The following is a 5,236-nucleotide window of genomic DNA, read 5'->3' as shown; positions in this document are numbered from 1 at the left end:
GGGGTTGTGGTTGGTGGGTGTTGGGTTCCTTTGATGCACTTTTGATCTGATTTTTTGTCAGGTTTTGTTGTGTGTTGGAGATCAGTTTTCTGATGTTTTCATTGGAGAGTTTGATCCTGGCTCAGGACGAACGCTGGCGGCGTGCTTAACACATGCAAGTCGAACGGAAAGGCCCGCTTGCGGGTACTCGAGTGGCGAACGGGTGAGTAACACGTGGGCAACCTGCCCTCAGCTTTGGGATAACTCCCGGAAACGGGTGCTAATACCGAATATTGACTTGTCCTCGCATGGGGGTTTGTTGAAAGTTTTTTCGGCTGGGGATGGGCCCGCGGCCTATCAGCTTGTTGGTGGGGTGATGGCCTACCAAGGCGACGACGGGTAGCCGGCCTGAGAGGGCGATCGGCCACACTGGAACTGAGACACGGTCCAGACTCCTACGGGAGGCAGCAGTGGGGAATATTGCGCAATGGGCGGAAGCCTGACGCAGCGACGCCGCGTGAGGGATGAAGGTCTTCGGATTGTAAACCTCTTTCAGTAGGGACGAATAGAAGACGGTACCTGCAGAAGAAGCACCGGCCAACTACGTGCCAGCAGCCGCGGTAATACGTAGGGTGCGAGCGTTGTCCGGAATTATTGGGCGTAAAGAGCTCGTAGGCGGTTCGTCGCGTCGAATGTGAAATCCCGGGGCTCAACTCCGGGTCTGCATTCGATACGGGCGGACTAGAGTTCGGTAGGGGAGACTGGAATTCCTGGTGTAGCGGTGAAATGCGCAGATATCAGGAGGAACACCGGTGGCGAAGGCGGGTCTCTGGGCCGATACTGACGCTGAGGAGCGAAAGCGTGGGGAGCGAACAGGATTAGATACCCTGGTAGTCCACGCCGTAAACGGTGGGCGCTAGGTGTGGGGGACTTCCACGTTCTCTGTGCCGCAGCTAACGCATTAAGCGCCCCGCCTGGGGAGTACGGCCGCAAGGCTAAAACTCAAAGGAATTGACGGGGGCCCGCACAAGCGGCGGAGCATGCTGATTAATTCGATGCAACGCGAAGAACCTTACCAAGGCTTGACATACACCGGAAACTTCCAGAAATGGTTGCCCCGCAAGGTCGGTGTACAGGTGGTGCATGGTTGTCGTCAGCTCGTGTCGTGAGATGTTGGGTTAAGTCCCGCAACGAGCGCAACCCTCGTCTTATGTTGCCAGCACGTCATGGTGGGGACTCATAAGAGACTGCCGGGGTCAACTCGGAGGAAGGTGGGGATGAGGTCAAATCATCATGCCCCTTATGTCTTGGGCTTCAAGCATGCTACAATGGCCGGTACAAAGGGCTGCGATACCGCGAGGTGGAGCGAATCCCAAAAAGCCGGTCTCAGTTCGGATTGGGGTCTGCAACTCGACCCCATGAAGTCGGAGTCGCTAGTAATCGCAGATCAGCAACGCTGCGGTGAATACGTTCCCGGGCCTTGTACACACCGCCCGTCACGTCACGAAAGTCGGTAACACCCGAAGCCGGTGGCCCAACCCGTAAGGGAGGGAGCTGTCGAAGGTGGGATCGGCGATTGGGACGAAGTCGTAACAAGGTAGCCGTACCGGAAGGTGCGGCTGGATCACCTCCTTTCTAAGGAGCAACTGGCCGGCGCAGGTTCTCCCGACATTCTGGTCGGGGGCGGGTTGTCCGGTTCAGACGTCATTTTCACGGCCTTGTGTGTCGTGGGTGGTGCTCATTGGTGGACGCTGACTTTTCGGATCCTGGATCGCTTGCCGCGTGTTAGTACAGCTCCTCCGGGTTGCCGGCTCCTTTTGGGGGTTGGTGGCGTGGATTGGGTGGGAACGTGTGTGGTGGGTGTGAGGGGGTTCGTTGGTACACTGTTGGGTCCTGAAACAACAAGCTCCGTATCTCTGTGTCGCCGCCCCGTGTGGGGTGGTGGTGTCGGGGGTGTGGGGGTTGGTGTGTTTCGGCCTGGCCGCGCATGTCGGTATACCGGCCTGATCAATGTATCGGGTGTTGGTGCCGGCGGGTGTGTGTGGTCTGGGTTTGTTGTTTGAGAATTGCACAGTGGACGCGAGCATCTTTGTGGTCAAGTTTTTAAGGGCACATGGTGGATGTCTAGGCATCAGGAGCCGATGAAGGACGTAGGAGGCTGCGATAAGCCTCGGGGAGCTGTCAACCGAGCTGTGATCCGAGGATTTCCGAATGGGGAAACCTGGCAGGAGTCATGTCCTGTCACCCGCGCCTGAATATATAGGGCGTGTGGGGGGAACGTGGGGAAGTGAAACATCTCAGTACCCACAGGAAGAGAAAACAACCGTGATTCCGTGAGTAGTGGCGAGCGAAAGCGGATGAGGCTAAACCTATCGTGTGTGATACCCGGCAGGGGTTGCACGGTGGGGGTCGTGGGAAGTGTGCGTTACTGGTCTGCCGGCTGGTTGCAGAGTCAAAAAATCGTGCGTTAGTCGAATGGGTTTGGAAAACCCAGACGTAGAGGGTGATATCCCCGTAGACGAAAACGTGCGGTCTCTGTGTGCGCTCTCCCAAGTAGCAGCGAGCCCGTGAAATTCGCTGTGAATCTGGCGGGACCACCCGTTAAGCCTAAATACTACCTGATGACCGATAGCGGACTAGTACCGTGAGGGAAAGATGAAAAGTACCCCGGGAGGGGAGTGAAATAGTACCTGAAACCATGTGCTTACAATCCGTCGGAGCGGTCCTTATGGGCTGTGACGGCGTGCCTTTTGAAGAATGAGCCTGCGAGTTAGTGGTATGTGGCAAGGTTAACCCGTGTGGGGCAGCCGTAGCGAAAGCGAGTCCGAACAGGGCGTTTGAGTCGCATGCTCTAGACCCGAAGCGAAGTGATCTACCCATGGCCAGGATGAAGCGACGGTAAGACGTCGTGGAGGTCCGAACCCACTTAGGTTGAAAACTGAGGGGATGAGCTGTGGGTAGGGGTGAAAGGCCAATCAAACTTCGTGATAGCTGGTTCTCCCCGAAATGCATTTAGGTGCAGCGTCGCGTGTTTCTTACCGGAGGTAGAGCACTGGATGGTCTAGGGGGCCCACAAGCTTACCGAAATCAACCAAACTCCGAATGCCGGTAAGTGAGAGCGCGGCAGTGAGACTGTGGGGGCTAAGCTTCATAGTCGAGAGGGAAACAGCCCAGATCGCCGGTTAAGGTCCCTAAGCGTGTGCTAAGTGGGAAAGGATGTGGAGTCGCAGAGACAACCAGGAGGTTGGCTTAGAAGCAGCCACCCTTTAAAGAGTGCGTAATAGCTCACTGGTCAAGTGATTCCGCGCCGACAATGTAGCGGGGCTCAAGCACACCACCGAAACCGCGGCATTCACACATGTGATCCGCCCCCTTGTGGGGTGCAGTCGTGTGGATGGGTAGGGGAGCGTCGTGTGGGCAGTGAAGCGGCGGAGTGATCCAGCCGTGGAGGCCACGCGAGTGAGAATGCAGGCATGAGTAGCGAATGGGGAGTGAGAACCTCCCCCACCGAATGACCAAGGGTTCCTGGGCCAGGTTCATCCGCCCAGGGTAAGTCGGGACCTAAGGCGAGGCCGACAGGCGTAGTCGATGGACAACCGGTTGATATTCCGGTACCCGCGAAGAAGCGCCCATGGCGAACGATTTGATGCTAAACGCCCGGACCTAGCCGGCCCTTCGGGGAAGGTGTGGCGAGCGCGTGACCCGATTTTCTAGTAGTTAAGCGATGGGGTGACACAGGAAGGTAGCTCCGCCCGTCAGTGGTAACACGGGTGTAAGGGTGTAGGTAGCGGGGCCAGGCAAATCCGGTTCCGTGTTGATCTGAGACCTGACGCATAGCCGATTGAGGCGAAGAGAGTGATCCTATGCTGTCGAGAAAAGCCTCTAGCGAGCTTCGAGCGGCCCGTACCCCAAACCGACACAGGTGGTCAGGTAGAGAATACCAAGGTGATCGAGCGAACTATGGTTAAGGAACTCGGCAAAATACCCCCGTAACTTCGGGAGAAGGGGGGCCGGGGTGTGTGAATTCCCCTTGCGGGATAAGCACGTTTCGGCCGCAGAGACCAGGGAGAAGCGACTGTTTACTAAAAACACAGGTCCATGCCAAGTCGCAAGACGATGTATATGGACTGACGCCTGCCCGGTGCTGGAAGGTTAAGAGGACGGGTCAATCCGTAAGGGTGAAGCTCAGAATTTAAGCCCCAGTAAACGGCGGTGGTAACTATAACCATCCTAAGGTAGCGAAATTCCTTGTCGGGTAAGTTCCGACCTGCACGAATGGCGTAACGACTTCTCTACTGTCTCAACCATAGGCTCGGCGAAATTGCACTACGAGTAAAGATGCTCGTTACGCGCGGCAGGACGGAAAGACCCCGGGACCTTTACTACAGCTTGGTATTGGTGTTTGGTTCAATTTGTGTAGGATAGGTGGGAGACTGTGAAGTGGTCACGCCAGTGGCTGTGGAGTCAACGTTGAAATACCACTCTGATTGTACTGAACATCTAACTTAGGTCCATGATCTGGATCAGGGACAGTGCCTGGTGGGTAGTTTAACTGGGGCGGTTGCCTCCTAAAGAGTAACGGAGGCGCCCAAAGGTTCCCTCAGCCTGGTTGGTAATCAGGTTTCGAGTGTAAGTGCACAAGGGAGCTTGACTGCGAGAGGGACATCTCGAGCAGGGACGAAAGTCGGGACTAGTGATCCGGCACCACCTTGTGGAAGGGGTGTCGCTCAACGGATAAAAGGTACCCCGGGGATAACAGGCTGATCTTGCCCAAGAGTCCATATCGACGGCATGGTTTGGCACCTCGATGTCGGCTCGTCGCATCCTGGGGCTGGAGTAGGTCCCAAGGGTTGGGCTGTTCGCCCATTAAAGCGGCACGCGAGCTGGGTTTAGAACGTCGTGAGACAGTTCGGTCCCTATCCGCCGCGCGCGCAGGAGTTTTGAGGAAGGCTGTCCCTAGTACGAGAGGACCGGGACGGACGAACCTCTGGTGTGCCAGTTGTTCCACCAGGAGCACGGCTGGTTGGCTACGTTCGGAAGGGATAACCGCTGAAAGCATCTAAGCGGGAAGCCTGTTCCAAGATGAGAACTCCCACCCCCTCGAGGGGGTAAGGCCCCCGGCTAGACCACCGGGTTGATAGGCCAGAAGTGGAAGCACCGTAAGGTGTTATGAGCTGACTGGTACTAATAGGCCGAGGACTTACCACAAAAATGCTACGCGTCCACTGTGCGATACCTGAAACAACAAACCCCCCGG

2 rRNA genes are annotated in these 5,236 nt (G+C 56.5%); both read left to right on the top strand.

What is annotated here, in order from left to right:
- The first annotated feature begins 98 nt into the window (after nt 1–98).
- Nucleotides 99–1,614 (top strand): 16S ribosomal RNA (locus tag DB033_RS20440).
- Nucleotides 1,615–2,072: 458 nt separating this feature from the next.
- A 23S ribosomal RNA gene (locus DB033_RS20435) occupies nt 2,073–5,186 on the top strand.
- The 16S and 23S rRNA genes sit together here, the layout of an rRNA operon.
- Nucleotides 5,187–5,236 lie beyond the last annotated feature (50 nt).

It is taken from the genome of Nakamurella deserti (assembly GCF_003260015.1).
GTDB classification, from domain to species: Bacteria; Actinomycetota; Actinomycetes; order Mycobacteriales; family Nakamurellaceae; genus Nakamurella; species Nakamurella deserti.
The sequence above is the reverse complement of the archived record's forward strand: the minus strand, read 5'-3'. Positions and strand labels throughout refer to the sequence as shown.